Raw genomic sequence first — 23,553 nt, 5'->3', positions numbered from 1 at the left:
CCGCCAGACTCTGGCGTGCTGAACCCGCGTAGGCAAGAATGACCCGACGCCGGGCACAAAAAACACCCGTCCGGCGTTGACGCCGGTGAACCGGACCCGGACCGGACGGGGAAGAGCACCACCCCGGCGGACGGCGACGGCGACAACCCCAACAAGTGCGGAGTGTGAGCGAAAAGTAATGGCGACAGACTACGACGCGCCGCGGAAGAGCGAAGAGGACCTCAACGAAGACTCGATCGAGGAACTGAAGTCCCGGCGGACCGAGAAGCCCTCCGCGGTGGTGGACGAGGACGAGACCGATCTCGCCGAGGGGTACGAGCTCCCCGGAGCTGACCTTTCCGGCGAGGAGCTGCTGGTCCGGGTGATGCCCGCCCAGGCGGACGAGTTCACCTGCGCGTCCTGTTTCCTGGTCCGGCACCGCTCCCAGATCGCCCGGGAAAAGGACGGCCTGAAGTACTGCGTGGAGTGCGAGGGCTAGGCGGACCCTCGATGGGCCCCGCCGACGGGCTGGCGGTTCAGGAGGTCAGGGGCGCAGGGGATTAGCGCTTCAGCGCGGCGACGAACTCGGCGGGATGGCGGGTCGAGGCCAGCCAGTAAGGCGTGCGGTCCATCGGGTCGGTGATCTCAATCCGCACCACCGGATCGATCCAGCCGCGGATGCACATGAAGGCCAGCCCGTTGAGCCGGGGTCCGCGTTCCGCCGTCGCCTCTCCGCCCTCAAAGGCCTCCACGGTTCCGACGAACCGGCGCTCGATCGTCGCCCGGCCAACGCGCAGGGTCCCCGCGGTGACCTGGAGCGACGGGGTGGAGACGGTCAACAGCACGGCCAGGATCACGAACAGCACCACCGCCGCGGTGATGCCCGCGGTCATGCTGATCGGAGCGAACACCAGGATGCCGGCCGCCGACAGTCCCGCCGCCACCAGCCAGATCCAGAAGCTCGGCCACAGCTTTTCGCTGAACAGGAGGGTGGAGTCGTCGGGGGTCCGGTTGGAGGCAGGCACGGCGGCGCTGGATTCGGGCATGAGGCCAGCTTTCCACTTTTCCCGGGCTATTTCACCTTGGCGGGACGTCCCGGGAGGGCCCCGACGCCCGGGCCCGCAAGGCATCCTCCCGCCCGGCGCCGCGGTAGGCCGAACCTTTCCGCGGGCGTTACAGTGGGGGACTGTGACTGAAGAAACAACCCCCGCACCCGCCGTCCCTGGTCCCACCCTGGCGGTCCAGTTGAAGATGCTCGACGACGGGCTGGAACCGCCGTCGTACGCGCACCCCGGCGACGCGGGCGCGGACCTGCGCGCCCGCGAGGATGTCGTCCTGGAACCCGGCGAGCGGAAACTGGTGCCCACCGGCGTCGCTATCGCCCTGCCTGTCGGCTACGTGGCACTCATCCACCCGCGCTCAGGCCTCGCCACCAAGCACGGCTTGACCGTGGTGAACGCCCCCGGCACCGTCGACGCCGGCTACCGCGGGGAAATTGCGGTAACCCTGCTGAACACGGACCGCTCCGAGTCCATCGAGCTCCGGCGCGGCGATAGAATTGCCCAAATGGTCATCCAGCGTGTGGAGCACGCGGAGTTCGTTCCGGTCCAGGAGCTCAGCGATTCGGTCCGCGGCACCGGCGGTTTCGGTTCCACCGGCGGGTTCGGCGCGACGCAGGCCTGACCGGCCCCAGCTACACCGCCCGGCCCGTCAGGCCGGCACACCCGGGCCGCCCCGGACGAGCAGCGCCGGAACACAACGAAGGAGACAACCCCATGGTTTTTGGGCGTGGCAGGAAAGCCAAGCAGGAACAGCCGAGCGAGGCCGTCGAGGCCCCGGAGACCGGCGCCGACGCCGCCGCGGACACGGCCGTCCGCGGGTCCGGCCCGTACGACGTCTCGGAGATTGAGAACCAGGACGGCTACGTGGACCTCGGCGCCCTGCTGATCGCACCACGGGAGAACCTGCAGCTGCGGCTCGAGGTCGAAGAGGCCACCCAGCGCGTCGTCGCCGTGACCATGGACCTCGAGGGCTCCAGCCTGCAGCTGCAGGCCTTCGCGGCTCCCCGGTCCGAAGGACTGTGGGACGAGATCCGCGAGCAGATCGGCCAGTCCGTCGGAAGCCAGGGCGGCCAGGTGGAGGAGATCGAGGGCCACTTCGGCATCGAACTCGTCGCGAAGCTCCCCGCCGGCGACGGCAGCGAGGGCTACCGGGTGGCCCGCTTCATCGGCGTCGACGGCCCCCGCTGGTTCCTGCGCGGTGTGCTCGGCGGCGAAGCGGCCCTGGACCGGGAAGCCTCCCGTGACCTGGAGGACCTCTTCCGCAGGATCGTGGTGGTGCGCGGAGACAACCCGATGCCGCCGCGCGACCTGCTGCAGCTGCGCCTGCCAAAGGACACCAGCGCCACGGTCCCCGGCACGGCCGGACGCCCCACCCTGGACCAGCCCGAACGCGGACCGGAGACCACCCAGATTGGGTGACGCCCCCGGAGGCCTGTCCTCCGACGCCGTCCCGGTCCGCGGCCTGCCCGAGCGCGGCCGCGTCCTCTGCCGCGGCTTCATCGAATCCGTCACCTACGCCCCCGCGGGCGAGGTCGCGGCATTCACCGCGATCATCACGGACCACGACGCCCCCGCGGCGAGGCCCCGCCGAGTCCCGGCGGACGCCGCACCGCCCACCGCCCGCCGCCGCCGTCAGGTGGCCGCGGACCGCCTCCGCGTGGTGTGGCTGGGGCGCCGCCGCATCCCGGGCGTCCACGCCGGACTGGAGCTGAAGCTGGAGGGGATGGTCACCGTCCGCGACGGCCTGCCCACCATGTTCAACCCGCGCTACGAAATCCTGTCCCGCCTGGAGGAACACTGACCATGCCCGAGAGCTCCCCGTTCCAGGACCCCCGCCCCCGCGAATCCCAGCCCGGCTCCACCCGGCCCGGCGAGGCGCAGCCCGCGGGCACCCAACCGACCGTGGCCCAGCTGGCCGAGGACTACGCCGCGAAGGCGGGCCTGCACCGCACCAGCAACGGCAACATCGACGTGCTGAAAAGCGCCGGCGGCGTCCAGGGCCTGGCCGAGAGCATCCTGCCCGGCCTGGTCTTCCTGATCGCCTTCACCGTGTCCCGTGAGCTGACCCCGGCGCTGGTGGGCGCCCTCGCCGTCGCCGCCGCCTTCACCGTCGCCCGGCTGGTCCAGCGCAAGCCGCTGACCCAGGCGCTGGCCGGCATCGCCGGCGTCGGCCTCTCCGCCTGGCTTGCCAACACCACCGGCAAGGCCGAGGACTTCTACGTCCTGGGCTTCTTCACCAACCTGGGCTACATCGTGGCGATGAGCATCTCGATCGCCGTCCGCTGGCCGATCGCCGGGCTGCTGTTCGGCTTCATCCGCAACGAGGGACTGCACTGGCGCAAGGACCCGGCCCGCGTGAAGGCTTATCGGATCGGGACCTGGGTGATCATCACGGTCCTGGCCCTGCGCCTGCTGGTCCAGGTGCCGCTGTACTACATGGGGGAGCAGGGCCTCGCCGCCCTCGCCACCACCCGGCTGCTGATGGGCGCCCCGCTGTACATCCTGGGCCTCTGGGTGGCCTGGCTCCTGACCCGGCCCGCCGCGCCGGCAGCCGACGCCGAGCATCCCGCCGAACCCAACTAGCTCGCAGCTGAGGCCGTTATGAACGCTCATAACGGCCTCAGCTGTCAGTCAGATGGGTCGGCGGGCGGTCGGGGCCTTAGCCGTCGAAGCCGTCGTCCTCCATGGCGTGGGTGTGCGCGGGCTGGCCGGAACGGCCGTCGTAGTCATCGCCGGACCCGGCGGTGTCCGCCACAGTGTCGCCGTCGCCCTCGCCGGCATCCGGGGCCGAGAGCAGGGCCCGCAGCTCGTCCTCGGCGGCGATGGTGGTGACGAAGAACAGCTCGTCGCCGCCGTCGATCACATCGTCCCGGCTGGGGGTGATGGGGGCCTGGTCGCGGAGGATCGCCACGAGCGTCGCGTCCTCGGGCCATTCGATGGCGCCCACCGTCAGGCCGATCACGTGCGAATCGTGCGGCACGGTGAATTCCACCAGCGACGAGACACCCGTCTGCAGCGTCAGCAAGCGGACCAGGTCGCCGATCTCCACGGCCTCCTCCACCAGCGCCGTCATGAGCTGCGGGGTGTTGACCGCGACGTCGACGCCCCAGGAATCGTCGAACATCCAGTCGTTCTTCGGGTTGTTCACCCGGCCCACCGTGCGGCCCACGCCGAATTCGGTCTTGGCCAGCAGCGAGACCACCAGATTGACCTTGTCGTCGCCCGTGGCGGAGACGACAACGTCGGCATCCTCCAGCCGGGCGTCCTTGAGCGTGCTCAGCTCGCAGGCGTCGCCCACCAGCCAATGCGCGCCGCGCAGGCCGCTGCGGCCGATCACCTCCGGCTTCAGGTCGATCAGCAGGATTTCGTGCTTGTGCGAGAGCAATTCGCGGGCAATCGAGGAACCGACGCTGCCGGCACCGACGATGACGACCTTCACTTAGGACTCCTTGGCGGGGGATTTGGCGAGGATGTGGGCCACCTCGGAGGTGCGGTCCACGCTGAGCATGGCGTGGACGGTGTCGCCGTCCTGCAACGACATGCCGGGCGTCGGGAGCATCCCCTCGCCGAATCGGGTGAGGTAGGCGATGCGGATGTCCGCTGCCTTCTCGATGGCGGTCAGCGGGTGGCCGACCCAGCCGGCGTCGAGGTCCACCTCGGCCAGCACCAGCCGGCCTGAGGGGTCGCGGAAGTCACCGGCGAGGTGCTGCTCGGGCAGGATCCGGCGCAGCACCTGGTCCGCGCTCCAGCGCACGGCCGCGACCGTGGGGATGCCCAGGCGCTGGTAGATTTCGGCCCGGCCCGGGTCGTAGATGCGGGCCACCACGTGCGGGACGTGGAAGGTCTCCCGGGCGACACGGGTGGCCAGGATGTTGGAGTTGTCACCGCTGGAGACGGCGGCGAAGGCGTAGGCCTCCTCGACGCCGGCGCGCTTGAGCGTTTCGCGGTCGAAGCCGACGCCGGTGACCTTGCGGCCGGTGAAGCCGGTGCGGAGCCTCCGGAAGGCGCGGTCGTCCTGGTCGATGATGGCGACCGAGTGGCCGGCGTCCTCAAGGGTGTGCGCCAGGGTGGCACCCACCCGGCCGCAACCCATGATCACGAAGTGCGCCACATGTGCCTCCTAAAGCGTCTGTCTCACGTTGCTGCGTAAACTCTACCGGCCACCGGGGCCCGGCAGCCTCGCCCCGGCCGCCATGACATCGGGTGCGAATCAGACTAACTTTGTCTGGTGCTGACAATTTTCAATGCCGTGAAGCGGGTGCTGGTGGGGCGGCCCTTCCGCAACGACCGTCTGGCCCACACCCTGCTGCCGAAGCGGATCGCGCTTCCGATCTTCGCCTCGGACGCGCTGTCCTCGGTGGCGTACGCCCCGGACGAAATCCTGCTCACCCTGGCCCTGGCCGGCGTCAGCGCGGTGGCGTTCTCGCCGTGGGTGGGCCTGGCGGTGATGGTGGTGCTCCTGACGGTGGTCGCCTCCTACCGGCAGAACGTCCACGCGTACCCCTCCGGCGGCGGCGACTACGAGATCGCCAACGAGAACCTCGGCAAATACGCGGGCCTGACCGTCGCCTCGGCCCTGCTGGTGGACTACGTCCTGACCGTGGCGGTCTCCATGTCCTCGGCCGCGGCGTACCTGACCACGGCCGTGCCCTCGCTGCACGGCCAGCAGGCCGCGATCGCCACCATCGGCGTCGTGATCCTGGCCCTGGTGAACCTGCGCGGCATCCGAGAGGCCGGCAGCGTCTTCGCCGTCCCCACCTACATCTTCATGGTCTCCATCCTCGGCATGACCGCCGTCGGCGTCTTCCAGGCCGTCACCGGCCAGCTGGGCCAGGCGCCGTCGGCCGAGTTCGAGATCGTCCCGGCGGCCGGCTTCGACGAGGGCCTGGTGGGCCTGACCGGCGCGTTCCTGCTGCTGCGGGCCTTCTCCTCCGGCGCCGCCGCCCTCACCGGCGTCGAGGCGATCAGCAACGGCGTGCCCAACTTCAAGAAGCCCAAGAGCAAGAACGCCGCCACCACGCTGCTGCTCCTCGGCGTCATCGCGGCGTCCATGCTGGCCGGCATCATCTACCTGGCCAACGCCACCAAGGTGCACATCGTGCAGGACCCTGCCAAGGAGTTCCTGCTCAACGGCCAGCCCGTGGACGAGGGCTACATCCAGAACCCGGCCATCAGCCAGATCGCGCAGACGGTCTTCGGCGCCGGCTCCATCCCGTTCTACATTGTGGTGGCCGCCACCGGCGTCATCCTCGTCTTCGCCTCCAACACGGCGTTCAACGGCTTCCCGGTGCTCGGCTCCATCCTGGCCCAGGACGGCTACCTGCCCCGCCAGCTGCGCACCCGCGGCGACCGGCTGGCCTTCAGCAACGGCGTGCTGGCCCTCGCCGCCGGCGCGCTGGTGCTGATCATCTCCTTCAACGCCGACGTCACCAAGCTGATCCAGCTCTACATCGTGGGCGTCTTCATCTCCTTCACCCTCAGCCAGCTCGGCATGATCCGGCACTGGGGCCGGGAGCTGAAGCTCGCCAAGGACCCGGCCGCAAAGCTGCGGATGCTCAAGTCCCGCACCATCAACACCATCGGCTTCGGCATGACCGGCCTGGTGCTGGTGATCGTGCTGATCACCAAGTTTGAACAGGGCGCCTGGATCGCCCTGCTGGCCATGTTCATCCTGTTCCTGATCATGTGGAGCATCCGGGCGCACTACGACAACGTCGCCAAGGAACTCGCCGTGGACGAGGACTCCTCGCCGCGCGCCCTGCCCACCCGCGTCCACGCCGTGCTGCTGGTCTCCCACGTCCGCAAGCCCGTGCTCCGCGCCCTGGCGTACGCCCGCGCGTCCCGGCCGTCCCGGCTGGACGCCATTACCGTGGACATCAGCCCGGAGGAGACCGAGCAGACCCTCGCGGACTGGGAGAAGCTGGATATCCCGGTGCCCATCACGGTCCTGGCCAGCCCGTTCCGCGAGACGGTCACGCCCATCATGGAATACATCAAGAACATGCGCAGGGACTCACCCCGGGACCTGATCGTGGTGTACATCCCCGAGTACGTGGTGGGCAAGTGGTGGGAGCAGCTGGTGCACAACCAGACCGCCCTGCGGATCAAGACCCGGCTGCACTTCGAACCCGGAGTGATGGTCGCCAGCGTGCCGTGGCAGCTGAAATCGTCCGAAGAAGCCAAGAGACTGCAGGATATTCAATGAGCACCGACCCCCGGACCCCCGCCGCCACCGAACTGGTCGTCGACGTCGGCCGGGTGGCCCACGGCGGCCACGCCGTGGCCCGGCACGAGGGCCGGGTCATCTTCGTCCGGCACGGCATCCCGGGGGAGAAGGTCCGCATCAGGCTCACCGACGACGCCGAGGGTGCCAAGTTCTGGCGCGCCGACGTCATTGAGGTGCTCGAGGCCTCCGAGGACCGGGTGGAACACTTCTGGCACGCCGCCGACGCGCGCCGCGCCTGGGCCCACGGCCATCCGCCGGTGGGCGGCGCCGAACTGGGCCACATCTCCCTGCCCCGCCAGCGGCGGCTGAAGGCCGAGGTCCTGGCCGAACAGCTGCACCGGCTGGCCGGCATTGACGCCCACGCCCTGGCCGGCCTCCCGGGCGCCGGCCACGTCGAGGCGGTGGGGGAGGACGCGTCCTCGGCGGCGCCGGGCCTCGGCTGGCGCACACGCACCGGCTTCGCGATGACCCCGTCCGGCCAGCTGGGCATGCATGCCTACCGCTCCGACGCCGTCCTGGCGGTCCGCGAGATGCCGCTGGCCGTGGACGGCATCAATGACCTGCGCCTCTGGGACCAGGACCTGCAGGGCATCGAACGGATCGAGGTCGCGGCCCCGGCCAATGGCTCCCGGCCGCTGGTGCTGCTGGTTCCCGCCCCCGGCACCCGCCCGCAACGGGTCGCCGCCATCGCGGCCCGCCTGCCGGAGAGGGTCTCCGTCGCCCGGCTGGACCCCGCCACCGGTGAGGTCACCCAGCTGCGCGGCCGTACCTGGGTGCAGGAAACCGCCTCCGGCCACGACTTCCGCGTCACCGGCGACGGTTTCTGGCAGATCCACCGCCACGCCCCGGAGACCCTGGTGGGCGCGGTCAAGGAGGCCCTGCACGACGGCGGCTACCTCGCCCCCGGCTCGGCCGTGGCGGACCTGTACGCCGGCGCCGGGCTCTTCACCGCCGCGCTGGCCGACGCCGTCGGGGTCACCGGCTCCGTGCTGTCCGTCGAGGGATCGCCCGGCACCAGCCGGGACGCCCGCAAGAACCTGCACCACGCCCCGCAGGTGGAAATTGTCCAGGGCAAGGTCGAACGGGTGCTGCGGCAGAAGCCGCGCAGCTTCGACGCGCTGATCCTTGACCCGCCCCGGGCCGGCGCCGGCAAGGCCGTGGTCAGCCAGCTCGTGGACTCCGCGCCGCGCGCCATCGCCTACGTCTCCTGCGACCCGGCGTCGTTCGCCCGCGACGTCGGCTACTTCCAGCAGCGGGGCTGGGCACTGAAGTCCCTGCGCGGGTTCGACCTCTACCCGCATACGCACCACCTGGAGACGGTGGCGTTGCTGACTCCCCGGGGCCCGGGCCACTAGGATGGGCGGAGTAGTCCGACGTCGCGCGGGCTCAGCACCCCACAAAGCGCTTGGTTAGGCTTGCCTAACTAGCTTAGGGGTCTGCGGCGCGACAAAGATGAAACAGTTGCGAGAGGAGTCCTGCGATGAGCATTGTGGACAGCTTCGGTGCAAAAGGCAAACTTAATGTAGCCGGTACCGAATACGAGATTTTCCGGTTGAACTCCGTCGAAGGCGCAGACAGCCTTCCGTTCAGCCTCAAGGTGTTGCTTGAGAACCTGTTGAGGACCGAGGACGGCGCCAACATCACGGCCGACCACGTCCGCGCCCTGGCCGGCTGGGATCCCAACGCCGAGCCCGACACTGAAATCCAGTTCACGCCGGCGCGCGTGATCATGCAGGACTTCACCGGCGTGCCCTGCGTTGTCGACCTCGCCACCATGCGCGAGGCCGTCAAGGACCTCGGCGGCGACCCCACCCGGGTCAACCCGCTGGCACCGGCCGAACTGGTCATCGACCACTCCGTGCAGATCGACGCCTTCGGCAACTCCGGCGCACTGGAGCGCAACATGGAGATCGAGTACCAGCGCAACGGCGAGCGGTACCAGTTCCTCCGGTGGGGCCAGACCGCGTTCGACGACTTCAAGGTCGTCCCGCCGGGAACCGGCATCGTGCACCAGGTCAACATCGAATACCTGGCCCGCACCGTCATGACCCGCGAGGTTGACGGAACCCTGCGCGCCTACCCGGACACCTGCGTCGGCACCGACTCCCACACCACCATGGTCAACGGCCTGGGCGTGCTCGGCTGGGGCGTCGGCGGCATCGAGGCCGAGGCGGCCATGCTGGGCCAGCCCGTCTCCATGCTCATCCCGCGCGTCGTCGGCTTCAAGCTGACCGGTTCCATCCCGGCCGGCGCCACCGCCACCGACGTGGTGCTCACCATCACCGAGATGCTGCGCCAGCACGGCGTGGTCGGCAAGTTCGTCGAGTTCTACGGCGAGGGTGTCGCGGCCGTGCCGCTGGCCAACCGCGCCACGATCGGCAACATGAGCCCCGAGTTCGGTTCCACCGCCGCGATGTTCCCGATCGACGACGTGACCCTCGACTACCTGCGCCTCACTGGCCGGGCGGACGAGAACGTCGCCCTGGTCGAGGCCTACGCCAAGGAGCAGGGCCTCTGGCACGACCCGTCCCGTGAGATCAAGTTCTCCGAGTACCTCGAGCTGGACCTGTCGACGGTTGTCCCGTCGATCTCCGGCCCGAAGCGCCCGCAGGACCGCATCATCCTCTCCGAGTCCAAGGCCCAGTTCCGCGAGGATCTGCGCAACTACGTCAAGGTCGACCTGGCCGACGGCAGCCTGGACGAAGCGATCGATGAGAGCTTCCCGGCCTCCGACGCGCCGTCGTTCACCGCCAACGCCAGCCACCTCACCGAGGAGGCCCCGCACTCGCACGGACCCAAGGCCAACGGCCGCCCGTCCAAGACCGTGGCGGTCAAGACCGCCGACGGCCGCGAGTTCGAACTGGACCACGGCGCGGTGTCGATCGCCTCGATCACCTCCTGCACCAACACGTCCAACCCATCCGTGATGCTGGCCGCCGCACTGCTGGCCCGCAACGCCGTCGAAAAGGGCCTTACCGCCAAGCCGTGGGTCAAGACCTCCGTCGCCCCGGGCTCAAAGGTCGTCACCGACTACTACAACAAGTCGGGCCTCACCCCGTACCTGGAGAAGCTCGGCTTCTACATCGTCGGCTACGGCTGCGCGACCTGCATCGGCAACTCCGGCCCGCTGGACGCCGAGATCTCCGAGGCCATTCAGGCCAACGACCTCTCGGTCACCGCCGTGCTCTCCGGTAACCGCAACTTCGAAGGCCGGATCAACCCGGACGTGAAGATGAACTACCTGGCCTCCCCGCCGCTGGTCATCGCCTACGCCCTGGCCGGCACCATGGACTTCGACTTCGAGAGCGACCCGCTGGGCCAGGACGAAGCCGGCAACGACGTCTTCCTCAAGGACATCTGGCCGAACCCGTCCGAGGTCCAGGAGACCATCGACTCCTCGATCGACAAGGGCATGTTCGCCCGCGGTTACGAGGGTGTCTTCGAAGGCGACGAGCGCTGGAAGGCCCTCGACACCCCCGCCGGCGACACCTTCGCCTGGGACCAGGACTCCACCTACGTCCGGAAGCCCCCGTACTTCGAGGGCATGAAGGCCCAGCCGGAGCCGGTCCAGGACATCAGCGGAGCCCGCGTGCTGCTCAAGCTCGGCGACTCGGTGACCACCGACCACATCTCCCCGGCCGGTTCCTTCAAGTCGGACACCCCGGCCGGTAAGTACCTGCTGGAGCACGGCGTCGAGCGCAAGGACTTCAACTCCTACGGTTCGCGCCGTGGCAACCACGAGGTCATGATCCGCGGCACCTTCGCCAACATCCGGATCAAGAACCAGCTGCTCGACGGCGTCGAGGGTGGCTTCACCCGCGACTTCACGCAGGCCGACGGCCCGCAGGCCGCCGTCTACGACGCCGCCCAGAACTACCAGGCCGCCGGCACCCCGCTGGTCGTCCTGGCCGGCAAGGAATACGGCTCCGGTTCGTCCCGTGACTGGGCCGCCAAGGGCACCGCTCTGCTCGGCGTCAAGGCCGTCATCGCCGAGAGCTACGAGCGCATCCACCGCTCCAACCTCATCGGCATGGGCGTCCTGCCGCTGCAGTACCCGGCCGGCCAGAACGCCGCCAGCCTGGGCCTGACCGGCACCGAGTCCTTCTCCGTCGAGGGCGTCACCGCCCTCAACGAGGGCACCACGCCGAAGACCCTCAAGGTCACCGCCACGGCAGAAGACGGCACCACCACGAGCTTCGACGCGGTCCTGCGCATCGATACCCCGGGTGAAGCCGACTACTACCGCAACGGCGGCATCCTGCAGTACGTGCTGCGCCAGATCTCGGCCAGCTAGCACCACCGGCCGAGCCTTCCCGGCGAGGCCACCCGAAGCCCCGGACCGTCACTGACGGCCCGGGGCTTCGGCGTTCCCGGGACGTCGGCGTTGGCCCGCGGCGGGGGAGCGGCGCCCGCGCATCCGGGGCGCGCAACCCGCGGACACGCCGAGGCGTTAGAGTTGTAAGGCATGTCTACTACCCGCAAGGAGGGCCGTTGGGAATCTTGGAGAGCATCCGGAGTCCGCAGGACCTGAACACGTTGTCCCAGGCGCAGCTGGACCAGCTGGCCGCCGAGGTCAGGGAATTTCTGATCGGCAATGTGTCCCAGACGGGCGGACACCTCGGGCCGAACCTCGGCGTCGTCGAACTGACCATCGCCGTGCACCGCATCTTCGACTCGCCACGCGACAGCATCGTCTTCGACACCGGACACCAGTCCTACGTGCACAAACTCCTCACCGGACGGCAGGACTTCAGCACCCTCCGCCAGCAGGGCGGCCTCTCCGGCTACCCGGACCGCGGCGAGTCCGAGCACGACATCGTCGAAAGCTCCCACGCCTCCTCCTCGCTGTCCTGGGCGGACGGCATCTCCCGCGCCCGCCGGCTCACCGGTGACGGCGACCGGTACGTGATCGCCGTCGTCGGCGACGGTGCCCTGACCGGCGGCATGGCCTGGGAGGCCCTGAACAACATCGCCGCGGACAAGAAGCGCCGCGTCGTGATCGTCGTCAACGACAACGGCCGGTCCTACGCCCCGACCGTCGGCGGCCTCGCCGACTACCTCGCCTCGCTGCGCCCCACCATCGACTCACTCCGTGCCGCCCCCGCCTATGAGGGTGCCCTGGACTGGTGGAAGAAGCGGCTGCAGAGCGGCGGCCCGGTGGGCCAGTTCACCTACAAGAGCCTCCATGCCATGAAGAAGGGCATCAAGGACTGGTGGGCCCCGCAGGGCATGTTCGAGGACCTCGGCATGAAGTACATCGGTCCCGTGGACGGCCACAACCTCCAGGCCATGGAAAACGCCCTCTCCACGGCCAAGAACTACGCCGGTCCCGTGATCGTGCACGCCATGACCGAGAAGGGCCACGGCTACGCCCCGGCCCGCGCCCACGAGGCGGACCAGTTCCACGCGGTCGGCATCATCGACCCGGAAACGGGCGCACCCACCGAGGCCGGCGGCGCCAAGTCCTGGACCTCTGTCTTCGCCGACGAGATCGCCGACATCGCGGACGAACGCAAGGACATCGTGGGTATCACCGGCGCGATGCTGATTCCCGTGGGCCTGCACAAGTTCGCCGCGCGGCACCCGGAGCGCGTGTTCGACGTCGGCATCGCCGAACAGCACGCCCTCACCTCCGCCGCGGGCATGGCCTTCGGCGGCCTGCACCCCGTGGTGGCCGTCTACGCCACCTTCCTCAACCGCGCCTTCGACCAGCTGCTGATGGACGTGGCCCTGCACAAGGCGGGCGTCACCGTGGTCCTGGACCGCGCCGGCGTCACCGGGCCCGACGGCGCCAGCCACCACGGCATGTGGGACATGGCGATGGTTCAGATCGTCCCCGGCCTGCACCTGGCCGCCCCGCGCGACGCCACCCGGCTGAAGGAAGAACTCCGGGAGGCCGTCGCCATCGAGGACGCCCCCACCGTGCTGCGCTACTCCAAGGGCAGCGTCGGCGCCGAGGTCGAGGCGCTCGAACGCCTGGCCGACGGCGTGGACGTGCTCGCCCGCCGGCCCGCCGGCTCCACCGACAACGACGTGCTGATCGTCAGCGTCGGCGCCATGTCCGAACTGGCCCTCGACGTCGCCGGCCGCCTCGGGGCGCAGGGCATCAGCTCCACCGTCATCGACCCGCGCTGGGTGCTGCCCGTGCCCGCCTCGGTGATCGCCCTGGCCTCCCATCACCGCCTGGTCATCTGCATCGAGGACGGCGTCCGGGCCGGCGGCGTCGGTTCCCGGATCCGCCAGGAGATGCGCGCCGCCGGCGTCGACACCGCCCTGAACGAGGTGGGCCTGCCGGTCGAATTCCTGGACCACGGCACCCGCAGCCAGGTGCTGGAGCGCGTCGGCCTGACGGCCCAGCAGATCACGCACGACGTCGTCGCCCAGGTCCTCGGCACGAAGGTGCCGTTCGCGCGCCCGCTGCCCGGCCAGGAACACCCCAGCACCGGCAGCCTGCCGATCCTCTGACCGAACCACCAAAGGAACACAGCATGAGCGGCATCATCCGCGTCTACAAGCGCGACGAGGAAGGGGTCCTGCACTTCCGCGAGGCCTGGATCGACGAGGACTACTCCGAGTTCGTGATGAACCACGGCGTGGTGGGACACCAGAGCAAGACCGAGGAGACCGACGTCGCCGACCCGGACGCCGGCGAATCCCTCATGGAGGCCTTCGCCGCCCAGTGCGCCGAGGACGGCTACGCAGAGATCCCCGAGGAGGAACAGTCCTGGGTGGTGGCCCAGTACGCCCTCAAGACCAAGGAGGGCACCAGCCGGGACCGGTACCTCGAGGAGAAGGCCAAGGACGCGCTGATCAGCCACCTGGCCTGGCGCGGCCTGGGCGTGGTGGACCGGTCCGAATTCTCGGACGCCAAGCTGAACATCTTCTGCCTGACCCCGGACGTGGCCAAGACCGTCAACGCGATCAAGGTCTGCATCCGCGGCGAGGCCCTGGACTTCACCAAACTCAGCATCGGGGCGGCGCCGTATGGCTCCACGGACTATAAACTGAAACACTCCGCCAAGCCGGCCTCCAGCTTCTCGCTGTAGCCGGCGGCACCTGAACGGAGCCGGACCCGGCTCACCTGGTTATTGGGGGCAGCGACTGGAAGGACACGCAATGACGCGCAAATCCCCACGACCCGGCAGCACCCCCCTCCCCGCCGGACTGGCCGCCCCGGCACGCCGCTCCCTGGCGCACGCCGGGGTGGAGACGCTGGAACACCTGGTCCCGCTGGGCCGCCGCCAGCTCGCCGGCATGCCGGGCATCTGCCCGCGCACCCTGGCCCAACTGCAGGACGCCATGGACGAGCACGGATTGGAACTCCCCGCCGGGTAGGCCGTTATAGGCTGAATTCCATGACTGATTACCGACGCGTAGGAAATTCCGGACTGACCGTCTCCGCCGTGGGCCTCGGCTGCAACAACCTGGGCCGGGCCGGCACCGCCACCGAGACGCAGGAGGGAACAGACGCCGTCGTCCACGCCGCGCTCGACGCCGGCATCACCTTCTTCGATGTCGCCGACGTCTACGGCCGCGAACCGGGCCTGAGCGAAACCATGCTGGGCAAGGCCCTCGCCGGCCGTCGCGACGACGCCGTCATCGGCACCAAGTTCGGCCTCGACATGAACGGCGCCAACGGCAACGACTTCGGCGCCCGCGGCTCCCGCCGGTACATCATCCGTGCCGTGGAGGCCTCCCTGCGCCGGCTCGGCACCGACTGGATCGACCTGTACCAGTTCCACACCCCGGACCCGCACACCCCCATCGAGGAGACCCTCGACGCGCTCAACGAGCTCGTGGCCAGCGGCAAGGTCCGCTACATCGGCCACTCGAACCGCGCCGGCTGGCAGATCGCGGAGGCCGAATACGTGACCCGCGCCCGCGGCGGCGCCCGCTTCATCTCCAGCCAGAACCACTACAACCTGCTGGACCGCCGTGCCGAACAGGAAGTCACCCCCGCCGCGGAGGCCTACGGCCTGGGCGTCCTGCCCTACTTCCCGCTGGCCAACGGCCTGCTGACCGGCAAGTACGCCAAGGGCCAGGCCCCCGAGGGATCGCGCCTGAGCCATACCCGCACCAACCTGGTCAACGACGCCGACTGGGACCAGCTGGGCCGGTTCTCCGCCTTCGCCGCGGAACGGGACCTCACCGAGATCCAGGTCGCGTTCTCCTGGCTCGCCGCCCAGCCCTCGGTCAGCAGCGTCATCGCCGGCGCCACCCGCCCCGAACAGGTTCGGCAGAATGCCGCGGCCGTCGCCTGGGTTCCGGACGCCGCCGAACTGGCCGAGCTCGATGAGATCTTCCCGCGCACGCCGAAGGTTGCCCTGTTCTGAGCGATCGCGTCCCCGGCGCCCCGGCCGCCGGTTCCCGCATCCTGATGGACGTCGACACCGGGATCGACGACGCCCTCGCCATCGTCTACCTGCTCTCCCGCCCCGAGGTGGAGGTGCACGCCATCACCTGCACCGCCGGGAACGTGGGCGCCCGGCAGGTGGCTCTGAACACCCTTTCGCTGCTGGAACTCTGCGGCCGCGGCGGGATCGAGGTGGCCACCGGCGCCGAGGTCCCGCTGCAGGTCCCGCTGGTCACCACCGAGGAAACCCACGGGCCGCAGGGCATCGGCTACGCCGAACTCCCCGCCCCGGCCCGGCCCATCTCGGACCGGCACGCCGTCGACCTCTGGATCGAGGAGGCCCGCGCGCATCCCGGCGAGCTCACCGGCCTGATCACCGGACCGCTGACCAACTTCGCCCTGGCCCTGCGCCGGGAACCCGATCTGCCGCGGCTGCTGAAGTCCCTCGTGATCATGGGCGGCAGCTTCTACTACCAGGGCAATACGACGCCGACGGCGGAGTGGAACACCCACGTGGACCCGCACGCGGCCAAGGAGGTCTACGCGGCCTATCGTGGCCTGCCCGAGGACAAGCTGCCCGTTGTCTGCGCACTGGAAACCACGGAACGGATCGAGATGCGGCCCGAACACCTGCGGCGGCTGGGGGAGGCCGCCGGGCTGCCAGCGCCGGAGCTGGTGCTGCCGGAGCAGCCCGAGGGCCTGCGCAGCACCGCCGCGAATCCCCTGGTGGCCTGCCTTTCGGACGCCCTCCGGTTCTACATGGAGTTCCACCGGCTCTACGACCAGGGCTACGTGGCGCACGTGCACGACGCGTTCGCCGCCTGCGCCGCCGCCGGGCGGACCCCGTTCAGCACCCGGCTGGCGACGGTCGACGTCGAGGCGGACTCGCCGCTGCTGATGGGCACCACGGTGGCGGACTTCCGCGGACTCTGGGGGCTTCCGCCGAACGCCCGGATTGTCTCCGGCAACGACCCCGACGCCTGCTTCGCCGAACTCGTGGGCTCGGTCGGGGCGCTGGCCCGCACCCTGGGCCCGGAACCGATGCCGAACCCCGGGCCGGATCCCAGCCCGAACCCCGGGCCGGACACCGGGCCGGTCACCAGGGTCCGCAAAGGCTAAGATGGTAGCTGCGCCGAGGTGACATCAGGCGGACTTTGCCGACCCCAGCCGAAGGACCCCCATGTCACAGCAGCCCTTGACTCTCCCCGCGACCGGACCCCGCTCCGGTGAACCCCGCGGCCGCCGTCGCCTGCTCCTGGAGATCGCCGGCGCCGTCGCCATCGCCGCCACCTACGTCTACCTGGTCCTGACCCAGCCCGTGGAACTGGCCGACGGCCCCACCAGCGCCTCCGCGCTCGTGGCCCTGGGCGGCTTCCTGCTCGGCGCCGTGCTGCTCCTGGTGGCCGTCCTGCCGACCCTGCCCACCTCCACCCTGGTGCTGATGCCGGTCGCGATCGTGCTCAACGTCGTCCTCGGCCAGCTGATCGGCACCACCGGGCTGCCGTTCTACATCGACGCGGTGGGCACCGTCCTGGTCGCGGTCCTCGCCGGACCGGCCGCGGGCGCCGCCAGCGGCGTCCTGGGCAGCATCATCTGGTCCTTCTTCAACCCCACCGTCCTGCCCTTCGCCGCCGGCGCCGCGCTGATCGGCTTCCTCGCCGGCATGGCCGCCCGCGCCGGGCTGTTCCGCCGCTTCTACCTCGCCCCCGTGGCCGGCTTCGTCACCGGCATCCTGGCCGGCGTCGTCTCCGCACCCATCGCGGCCTTCGTCTACGGCGGCACCGCCGGCCTGGGCACCGGCGCCCTGGTCAGCGCCTTCCGGGTCATGGGGGACACCCTGCTGGCCGCCATCACCAAGCAGGCCCTGATCTCGGACCCGATGGACAAGGCGATCGTCTTCACCATCGCCGCCCTCCTGGCCTACGCCCTGCCGCGCCGCACCACCTTCCAGTTCCCCTTCGTCCGCCGCTTCCGGGTCCTGGCCGGCAAGGCCCCGGCCGCGCCCGACGCCTAGGGTGCGGCTGCACCCGCTTACCGCGCTCACGGCGGCGGCCTGCACCGCCGTCGTGACGACGGCGGCCGGCAGTTGGCCGCTGTCCCTGGCGGTCGCCGCCGGTGCGGCGCTGCTGGCCGCGGGGGCCGGCGTGGCCGGACGGGTGCTCGGCTCGGCGGCGGTGATCCTCGCCCCGCTCCTGCTCTCCCTGCTGGCGCTGCACGGGCTCTTCTTCCCCGAGGGACGCACGGTCCTGGCCCAGTGGGGTCCGGCCCGGGTCACCACCGAGGGGCTGGGCTTCGCCCTCGAGCTGGCCACCCGCACCACCGCCTCGGTGCTGGTGCTGCTGCTGTTCTCCTTCACCGTCAGCGTGCCCGACCTGCTGGCCGCCCTCGCCGCGCGGCGGATCCCGCCCCAGTTCAGCTTCGTGCTCGCCTCCGCCCTGACCCTGGCGCCCGGGATGGCGGCCCGGCTGGAACGCATCCGGCAGGCCCAGGAAGCCCGGGGCCTGGTGGTCTCCGGAGGATTCCTCTCCCGGCTCGTTGCCGCCCGGCTGCAGGCGGTGCCGCTGGTCCTGGCCCTCGTGGACGATGCCGGCGTCCGTGCCCAGGCCCTGGACGCGCGCGGCTTCGGCAACCCCGGCCCGCGGACCAGCTACCGGGAACTCGAGGACCCGGGCGGGCAGCGGGTGTTCCGCGCCTGCGCCCTGCTGATCGCGGCCGCCGCCGTTGCGGTCCGGCTTGCCGGCGGCTGGTTGGCTACTGGCTTGCTGGGGACTGGAGCATGAGCCTCCTTGCCGCCGAGATCGGTGGCTTCAGCTACCACGGCGACGACGCCCCGGCGCTGCGCGACGTCGAGCTCACACTGCGGCCGGGCACCCTCACCGCCGTCCTCGGCGGCTCCGGCAGCGGCAAGACCACCCTCGGCAAGATTCTTGCCGGCTGGCTCCGCGCCGGCGCCGCGGGCAGCCTCCGCGGCAGTCTGGCCCTCGGCGGGGAACGCCTCGAGTTCTCCGGCGGCGACGGCGACCCCCGGATCGACCCCGCCGCCTGGTCCGGCCGGGTGGGCTACGTGCCGCAGGACGCCGCGACCATGCTCTCCACCGTCCGCCACACCGTGGCGGAGGAACTCGCCTTCGGCCTGGAGAACCGGGGCGTGCCCCGCCCGGAGATGCTCCGGCGGGTGGCCCTGACGGCCGAACGGACCGGGCTCGGCGGCCTGCTGGACCGGAACCCGGAATGGCTTTCGGGCGGGGAACTGCGACGCCTGGCCGTTGCCTGCGCGGTGATCGGCGAGCCCGAGGTCCTGATCCTGGACGAACCGCTCGCCTCGCTGGACCCGGCCGGGGCTCAGGGCATCGTGCGCCTGGTGGGCGACCTCCGGGCGTCCGGGACCGCCGTCGTCGTCCTCGGCCAGGCCGCCGACGGGCTCGCCCGCAGCGCCGCCCACTGGCTGGTCCTGGCGGATGGAACGGCCGTGGCGGCCGGGAAGCCCTGGGACATCCCGGAGCAGGTGCTCCGGGACGCCGGGGTCCTGGCGGGCGACGCGGCCGGGGGAGTCCGGCACCCGGCGCCGGTCGACCCTGCCGCCGCCCCCGTCCTGGAGTTGCGGGACGTCGGCTTCGGCTACGCGCGCGTCGGCACCGGCCCGGCGCGTTCGAGGCGCCTGATGTCCCGGCCCCGGCTTTGGCGTGAGCGGGCGGACGACGCCGACATCCTCCCGCTGCTGCGCGGGCTGGACCTCGCGGTCGTGCCCGGCGAGATCGTTGCCGTGACCGGCCCCAACGGCGCCGGGAAGTCCACCCTGTTGCGGCTGGCCAACGGGCTCCTGCAGCCGCGACAGGGCGACGTCAGGGTCCTCGGCGATCCCATCGCCGGAGTCCCCGCCGGCCTGGTGGCGGACACTGTGGGCCTGCTCTTCCAACAGCCCCGCGACCAGTTATTCGAGCGGACAGTGCTGCGCGAGGTCCGCTTCGGCCTGCGCCGGCTGACCGGCCCTGACGGAGACCCCACGGCGCGTGCCATGGACGCCCTCACCGCCGTCGGCCTGGCCGGTTCCGCCGCCGCGCACCCCGCCGAGCTGCCCTCGTCCCGCCAGCGGCTCCTGGCCCTGGCCACCGTGCTGACACGCCGCCCGGCCCTGCTGGCGCTCGACGAACCCACCGTAGGCCTCGACCGTCACGGCCTGGCCCGGCTGCACGCCGCCGTCGCGGACGCGGCCGGCCGCGGCGCGGGCGTCCTGCTGGTCACGCACGACGCCGCCTACGCTCGGGCTGCCGCCCACCGGGTCCTGGAACTCGACGGCGGCAGGCTCCGGGAGACGTGGCGGCGGCCCGCGCCCTGATCGCTGGCGATCTCCAACCCTGTTCCCGGTATTCCCCCAGCCACGGCCGATACCGTCCAGCCATGACCTCAAAAACCCTTGTCATCAACTCTGCCCTGGGCGCCCTGATTCTGGCGCTCGGAGCGGGCACCTACCTCTCCGTCACGGCCGCAGGGTCCACCACCCCGGCCGCCTCGGTGCGGACGGTTGCGGTGACCAAGGCCGGCATCTCCTCGGTGGCCACCGCCTCGGGCAACGTCACCTCCGCCACCACCACCGTGGTCAACGCCCAGAACTGCACCGGCGCCATCATCTCCGTCAGCGCCGCCGCCGGCCAGCAGGTCGCCGCGGGCCAGCAGTTGTTGACCATCGATCCCACCAACGCCCAGAACGCGCTCAAGACCGCCGAGGCCCAGCTCGCCTCCGTCACCGCGCAGGCCAACCAGCAGGAGGTCAGCGCCGCCGGGCAGGTGTCCTCGGCGAACCAGAGCCTCGTCAACGCCCAGCAGTCCGCCAACCTGGACGCCGCCCAGCAGGCCGCGGCCGTTGCGGCGGCGCAGAAGGCCTTGGACGCGGACAACGCCGCCGTCACCGCGGCCCAGACACAGCCGGTGCCCAACCCCAAGCCGGCCAACTGGACGGACCCCGTCGTCGCGGCCCAGAACCAGCTCGCCAAGGACCAGCAGGCGCTCACCACCGCGCAGAACCAGTCCTCCTCCACCCAGCTCAAGGACAAGCAGCAGCTCGCCACCGCGTCCACCGCGCTGGGTAACGCCCAGAACTCCGCGGCCTCCGCCGGCGGTACCAACATCACGAGTGCCCAGGTGGCGGTGGAGACCGCGCAGGCCAACCTGGCCTCCTGCAACGTCAACGCCCCCGCTGCCGGCACGGTCACCGCCGTCAACGCCACGGTGGGCGCTCTCGCCGGCTCCTCCGGCGGCTCGGGCTCCGCCGCAGCGGGGTCCACCGGAAGCGGCGCAACCAGCGGCGGGGCGTCCGGCGGGTCCGCCGCCTCCGCCGGCAGCAGCACCACCGCGGCCAGCGGCGGCTCCTCCGCGGGCTTGGTCACCATCAGCGACACCACGCACCTCCAGGTGGTGGCCGGGTTCTCCGAGTCGGACATCGCCGCCATGAAGCCGGAGCAGACCGCCCAGTTCGTCTTCCCGGCCCTGAACGCCCAAGGCAACGCCCAGCCGGCCACCGCCGCACCGGTGACCGGCAAGGTGGTCTCCATCGCGCAGACCTCCAGCACCACCAACGGCGTCGTAACCTACCCGGTGACCGTGTCCATCGCCAACCCGCCCGCGGGCCTGCGCCTGGGCCAGAGCGCCAACATCACCGTCACCACCGCCGTTGCGGACAACGCGCTCCTGGTCCCGAGCCTCGCGGTGACCACCAGCGGCGACCGGCAGACCGTGAACGTCACCCGGAACGGCGTCACCACCCCCACCAAGGTCACCACCGGAATCACCGCCAACGGCAGGACCCAGATCCTGACCGGGCTCTCCGAGGGCGACCAGATCGAGCTGCCCGCCATCTCCAATACCCTGGACAGCGGCACCGGGACCACCCAGCAGGGCGGCGCCGGCTTTGGCGGGGCCGGGTTCGGCGGCGGCACCCGCGGCGGCGGCAGCCGGAACGGCGGCCAGTAGGCCATGGCGGCGGTCATCGAGCTGACCAACGTCAGCAAGGTCTATGGCAGGGGAGAGGCCGAGGTCCGGGCCCTGGACGGTGTCAGCATCGGCATCGAACGCGGTGACTTCGTGGCCATCATCGGCGCCTCCGGGTCCGGCAAATCCACCATGATGAACATCATCGGCTGCCTGGACGCCCCCACCTCGGGCGGCTACTTCCTCGACGGCATCCGCACCGCGGACCTGGACGAGTACCAGCAGGCGCAGATCCGCAACCGCAAGATCGGCTTCGTCTTCCAGAACTTCAACCTCATCTCCCGCACCAAAGCCGCGGACAACGTGGCCATGCCGCTCGCCTACGCGGGCGTCGGCCGGCAGGAACGGCACACCCGGGCGCTGGCGATGCTCGACGCCGTCGGCCTCGCCAGCCGCGCCGACCACAAACCCTCCCAGCTTTCCGGCGGCCAGCAGCAGCGCGTGGCGATCGCCCGGGCGCTGGTCACCAACCCCGTGCTGCTCCTCGCCGACGAACCCACCGGCGCCCTCGATTCCCGGTCCTCCGACGAGATCCTCGACCTGTTCGAACGGCTGCACGCGGCCGGCCGCACCATCGTCATGATCACCCACGAGATGGACGTGGCGGAGCGCGCCGGCCGCGTGGTCCGGATGCAGGACGGGCGGATCATCTCCGACGTCCGGCAGCGTCCGCTCCGCGTCCCCGCCCTGGCGGCGGCGCAGTGAGCCTCCTGGAGTCCGCGCGCTTCGCCCTGGCCGGCGTCGCGGCCAACAAGCTGCGCTCGGTGCTCACCACGCTGGGCATCCTCATCGGCATCGCCGCGGTGATCGTCCTGCTCGCCGTCGGCGCCGGCACCAGCAACGCCATCAAGGCGCAGATCGGCAAACTCGGCACCAACGTGCTGACCGTCAGCCGCTCCACGTCGGTGGGCGGACGGGCCGGGGCCGGCACCGCGGTCAGCGGCACCCGGACCAGGAGCACCAACCTCACACTGGACGACGAGAAGTCGCTGACGGACCCGGTGCTGGCGCCCGACGTCGCCCGCACCGCGCCGATCGTGCAGGCACAGGGGGTGACCGGGACGTACAACAACGCCACGCACTCGGTGGCGAGCTTCCTCGGCACCACGGCGCCCTACTTCACCATCAGCAACAGCACGGTGGCGGCCGGCAGCCTCTTCACCGACGCGGACCAGCAGGGGGCCGCTCCGGTCGCGGTGATCGGAGCCACGGTTGCCTCGGACCTCTTCGGCGCCTCCACCGCCTCCGCCGTCGGCCAGACCATCCAGCTCAACGGGCAGAACTTCACCGTGTCCGGGGTGCTCACCGCCAAGGGCTCCTCCGGCCTGAACGATCCCGATGACATCGTGGTTGTCCCGCTCTCGACGGCGCAGAGCAAGTTCACCGGCTACGCGCCGACGCTCGCCTCGATCACGGTCCAGGCGGCGTCCGCGGATGTGATGAACCAGGCGCAGAACGAACTGCAGATGATCCTGGACGCCCGGCACGGCGTGGATGCGACCAACCGCGATTACCAGATCCGGAACCAGGCACAGATCCTTACCACCGCCACCAACACCACCCAGACCCTGACCATCCTGCTGGGCGCCGTGGCGGCGATCAGCCTGCTGGTGGGCGGCATCGGCGTCATGAACATCATGCTGGTCACGGTCACCGAACGGACGCGGGAGATCGGCATCCGCAAGGCGATCGGCGCCTCCCGCGGCAGCATCGTCGCCCAGTTCCTGATCGAGTCGCTGATCATCTCCGTGATCGGCGGTGTGGCCGGGATCGTGATCGGGTTCACCGGCAGCGCCTTCCCGGTGCTCGGTGTGCAGCCCGAGGTCCAGCCATGGACGGTGTGGCTGTCGCTGGCCGTCTCCGCCGTGATCGGCCTGGTCTTCGGTGTCTATCCCGCCAACAAGGCCGCGAAGCTGCGGCCCATCGACGCCCTCCGCTATGAATAGGAC

Annotated in this window: 22 protein-coding genes; 19 read left to right on the top strand and 3 right to left on the bottom strand. The window is 70.5% G+C overall.

Features of this window, described 5'->3' with window-relative positions; all coding sequences use genetic code 11:
* Positions 1–178 precede the first annotated feature (178 nt).
* Positions 179–478, top strand: coding sequence for a DUF4193 domain-containing protein (locus QWJ39_RS12300; protein WP_290258119.1), 300 nt, complete (start codon positions 179–181; stop codon positions 476–478).
* A gap of 61 nt (positions 479–539) precedes the next feature.
* Here the strand turns inward: QWJ39_RS12300 and QWJ39_RS12295 are convergent, their stop codons facing one another.
* The gene (locus QWJ39_RS12295; protein WP_290258118.1) at positions 540–1,025 is read right to left on the bottom strand and encodes a DUF3093 domain-containing protein; all 486 of its coding nucleotides are present in this window, start codon (positions 1,023–1,025) and stop codon (positions 540–542) included.
* Between the two features lie 142 nt (positions 1,026–1,167).
* Here QWJ39_RS12295 and dut point away from each other — a divergent pair, with 142 nt between their 5' ends.
* The 4 genes from dut to QWJ39_RS12275 all read left to right on the top strand — a co-directional run bounded on the left by dut (position 1,168) and on the right by QWJ39_RS12275 (position 3,623).
* The gene (gene dut / locus QWJ39_RS12290; protein WP_290258117.1) at positions 1,168–1,662 is read left to right on the top strand and encodes a dUTP diphosphatase; all 495 of its coding nucleotides are present in this window, start codon (positions 1,168–1,170) and stop codon (positions 1,660–1,662) included.
* Positions 1,663–1,754: 92 nt separating this feature from the next.
* Positions 1,755–2,459 (top strand): DUF3710 domain-containing protein, encoded by a 705-nt coding sequence (locus QWJ39_RS12285; RefSeq protein ID WP_290258116.1) that lies wholly within the window; start codon positions 1,755–1,757, stop codon positions 2,457–2,459.
* A complete protein-coding gene (locus QWJ39_RS12280) occupies positions 2,452–2,841 on the top strand; it encodes a hypothetical protein (RefSeq protein ID WP_290258114.1) in 390 nt (129 codons plus the stop codon). The genes QWJ39_RS12285 and QWJ39_RS12280 overlap by 8 nt, the downstream gene beginning before the upstream one ends.
* A 2-nt stretch (positions 2,842–2,843) precedes the next feature.
* The gene (locus QWJ39_RS12275) at positions 2,844–3,623 is read left to right on the top strand and encodes a DUF3159 domain-containing protein (RefSeq protein ID WP_290258113.1); all 780 of its coding nucleotides are present in this window, start codon (positions 2,844–2,846) and stop codon (positions 3,621–3,623) included.
* 76 nt (positions 3,624–3,699) lie between these two features.
* On the opposite strand, the gene QWJ39_RS12270 is transcribed toward QWJ39_RS12275, so the two are convergent.
* Both QWJ39_RS12270 and QWJ39_RS12265 read right to left on the bottom strand, forming a co-directional pair.
* On the bottom strand, positions 3,700–4,479 hold the full coding sequence (locus tag QWJ39_RS12270; RefSeq protein WP_290258112.1) for a TrkA family potassium uptake protein: 780 nt from the start codon (positions 4,477–4,479) through the stop codon (positions 3,700–3,702).
* On the bottom strand, positions 4,480–5,151 hold the full coding sequence (locus QWJ39_RS12265) for a TrkA family potassium uptake protein (protein ID WP_290258111.1): 672 nt from the start codon (positions 5,149–5,151) through the stop codon (positions 4,480–4,482).
* A gap of 117 nt (positions 5,152–5,268) precedes the next feature.
* On the opposite strand from QWJ39_RS12265, the gene QWJ39_RS12260 reads away from it, so the two are divergent.
* The 14 genes from QWJ39_RS12260 (at position 5,269) to QWJ39_RS12195 (ending at position 23,550) form a co-directional block, all read left to right on the top strand.
* Positions 5,269–7,245 (top strand): APC family permease, encoded by a 1,977-nt coding sequence (locus tag QWJ39_RS12260; protein WP_290258110.1) that lies wholly within the window; start codon positions 5,269–5,271, stop codon positions 7,243–7,245.
* A complete protein-coding gene (locus QWJ39_RS12255) occupies positions 7,242–8,621 on the top strand; it encodes a TRAM domain-containing protein (protein WP_290258109.1) in 1,380 nt (459 codons plus the stop codon). The genes QWJ39_RS12260 and QWJ39_RS12255 overlap by 4 nt, the downstream gene beginning before the upstream one ends.
* 125 nt (positions 8,622–8,746) lie before the next feature.
* Positions 8,747–11,560, top strand: a complete 2,814-nt coding sequence (locus QWJ39_RS12250) for an aconitate hydratase (protein ID WP_290258108.1) — start codon at positions 8,747–8,749, stop codon at positions 11,558–11,560.
* A gap of 197 nt (positions 11,561–11,757) precedes the next feature.
* Positions 11,758–13,731, top strand: coding sequence for a 1-deoxy-D-xylulose-5-phosphate synthase (dxs, locus tag QWJ39_RS12245; protein ID WP_290258107.1), 1,974 nt, complete (start codon positions 11,758–11,760; stop codon positions 13,729–13,731).
* Between the two features lie 23 nt (positions 13,732–13,754).
* A complete protein-coding gene (locus QWJ39_RS12240; RefSeq protein ID WP_290258106.1) occupies positions 13,755–14,312 on the top strand; it encodes a hypothetical protein in 558 nt (185 codons plus the stop codon).
* A gap of 70 nt (positions 14,313–14,382) precedes the next feature.
* Complete coding sequence (locus tag QWJ39_RS12235) at positions 14,383–14,601, top strand: hypothetical protein (protein WP_290258105.1); 219 nt, start codon at positions 14,383–14,385, stop codon at positions 14,599–14,601.
* A gap of 20 nt (positions 14,602–14,621) precedes the next feature.
* Positions 14,622–15,599: an aldo/keto reductase gene (locus QWJ39_RS12230; RefSeq protein WP_290258104.1), complete on the top strand. Its 978-nt coding sequence runs from the start codon at positions 14,622–14,624 to the stop codon at positions 15,597–15,599.
* A 44-nt stretch (positions 15,600–15,643) separates the two neighbouring features.
* Positions 15,644–16,738: a nucleoside hydrolase gene (locus QWJ39_RS12225; RefSeq protein ID WP_290258103.1), complete on the top strand. Its 1,095-nt coding sequence runs from the start codon at positions 15,644–15,646 to the stop codon at positions 16,736–16,738.
* 61 nt (positions 16,739–16,799) lie between these two features.
* Positions 16,800–17,633: an ECF transporter S component gene (locus tag QWJ39_RS12220; protein ID WP_290258102.1), complete on the top strand. Its 834-nt coding sequence runs from the start codon at positions 16,800–16,802 to the stop codon at positions 17,631–17,633.
* A gap of 1 nt (position 17,634) precedes the next feature.
* Positions 17,635–18,399, top strand: a complete 765-nt coding sequence (locus tag QWJ39_RS12215) for an energy-coupling factor transporter transmembrane component T (protein ID WP_290258100.1) — start codon at positions 17,635–17,637, stop codon at positions 18,397–18,399.
* A complete protein-coding gene (locus QWJ39_RS12210; RefSeq protein WP_290258099.1) occupies positions 18,396–19,955 on the top strand; it encodes an ABC transporter ATP-binding protein in 1,560 nt (519 codons plus the stop codon). The genes QWJ39_RS12215 and QWJ39_RS12210 overlap by 4 nt, the downstream gene beginning before the upstream one ends.
* Before the next feature lie 62 nt (positions 19,956–20,017).
* Positions 20,018–21,586 carry an HlyD family efflux transporter periplasmic adaptor subunit gene (locus QWJ39_RS12205; RefSeq protein WP_290258097.1) on the top strand — a complete coding sequence of 523 codons (1,569 nt, stop codon included), beginning with the start codon at positions 20,018–20,020 and terminating at the stop codon, positions 21,584–21,586.
* Between the two features lie 3 nt (positions 21,587–21,589).
* The gene (locus QWJ39_RS12200) at positions 21,590–22,309 is read left to right on the top strand and encodes an ABC transporter ATP-binding protein (RefSeq protein ID WP_290258096.1); all 720 of its coding nucleotides are present in this window, start codon (positions 21,590–21,592) and stop codon (positions 22,307–22,309) included.
* Complete coding sequence (locus QWJ39_RS12195) at positions 22,306–23,550, top strand: ABC transporter permease (RefSeq protein ID WP_290258095.1); 1,245 nt, start codon at positions 22,306–22,308, stop codon at positions 23,548–23,550. Before QWJ39_RS12200 ends, QWJ39_RS12195 begins: the two co-directional genes overlap by 4 nt.
* Positions 23,551–23,553 lie beyond the last annotated feature (3 nt).

Source organism: Arthrobacter sp. YD4 (assembly GCF_030410515.1).
In the GTDB taxonomy this organism is placed as follows: domain Bacteria; phylum Actinomycetota; class Actinomycetes; order Actinomycetales; family Micrococcaceae; genus Arthrobacter.
Note: the sequence above shows the minus strand (reverse complement) of the source record. Positions and strands in the feature narration are given on the sequence as shown.

Bases quoted from the DNA above. Each gene is read 5' to 3' on its own strand.
- QWJ39_RS12300 (WP_290258119.1), top strand. From the start codon at position 179: ATGGCGACAGACTACGACGCGCCGCGGAAGAGCGAAGAGGACCTCAAC.
- QWJ39_RS12295 (WP_290258118.1), bottom strand. From the start codon at position 1,025: ATGCCCGAATCCAGCGCCGCCGTGCCTGCCTCCAACCGGACCCCCGAC.
- QWJ39_RS12285 (WP_290258116.1), top strand. From the start codon at position 1,755: ATGGTTTTTGGGCGTGGCAGGAAAGCCAAGCAGGAACAGCCGAGCGAG.
- QWJ39_RS12275 (WP_290258113.1), top strand. From the start codon at position 2,844: ATGCCCGAGAGCTCCCCGTTCCAGGACCCCCGCCCCCGCGAATCCCAG.
- QWJ39_RS12255 (WP_290258109.1), top strand. From the start codon at position 7,242: ATGAGCACCGACCCCCGGACCCCCGCCGCCACCGAACTGGTCGTCGAC.
- QWJ39_RS12250 (WP_290258108.1), top strand. From the start codon at position 8,747: ATGAGCATTGTGGACAGCTTCGGTGCAAAAGGCAAACTTAATGTAGCC.
- QWJ39_RS12240 (WP_290258106.1), top strand. From the start codon at position 13,755: ATGAGCGGCATCATCCGCGTCTACAAGCGCGACGAGGAAGGGGTCCTG.
- QWJ39_RS12235 (WP_290258105.1), top strand. From the start codon at position 14,383: ATGACGCGCAAATCCCCACGACCCGGCAGCACCCCCCTCCCCGCCGGA.
- QWJ39_RS12230 (WP_290258104.1), top strand. From the start codon at position 14,622: ATGACTGATTACCGACGCGTAGGAAATTCCGGACTGACCGTCTCCGCC.
- QWJ39_RS12225 (WP_290258103.1), top strand. From the start codon at position 15,644: ATGGACGTCGACACCGGGATCGACGACGCCCTCGCCATCGTCTACCTG.
- QWJ39_RS12220 (WP_290258102.1), top strand. From the start codon at position 16,800: ATGTCACAGCAGCCCTTGACTCTCCCCGCGACCGGACCCCGCTCCGGT.
- QWJ39_RS12210 (WP_290258099.1), top strand. From the start codon at position 18,396: ATGAGCCTCCTTGCCGCCGAGATCGGTGGCTTCAGCTACCACGGCGAC.
- QWJ39_RS12205 (WP_290258097.1), top strand. From the start codon at position 20,018: ATGACCTCAAAAACCCTTGTCATCAACTCTGCCCTGGGCGCCCTGATT.
- QWJ39_RS12200 (WP_290258096.1), top strand. From the start codon at position 21,590: ATGGCGGCGGTCATCGAGCTGACCAACGTCAGCAAGGTCTATGGCAGG.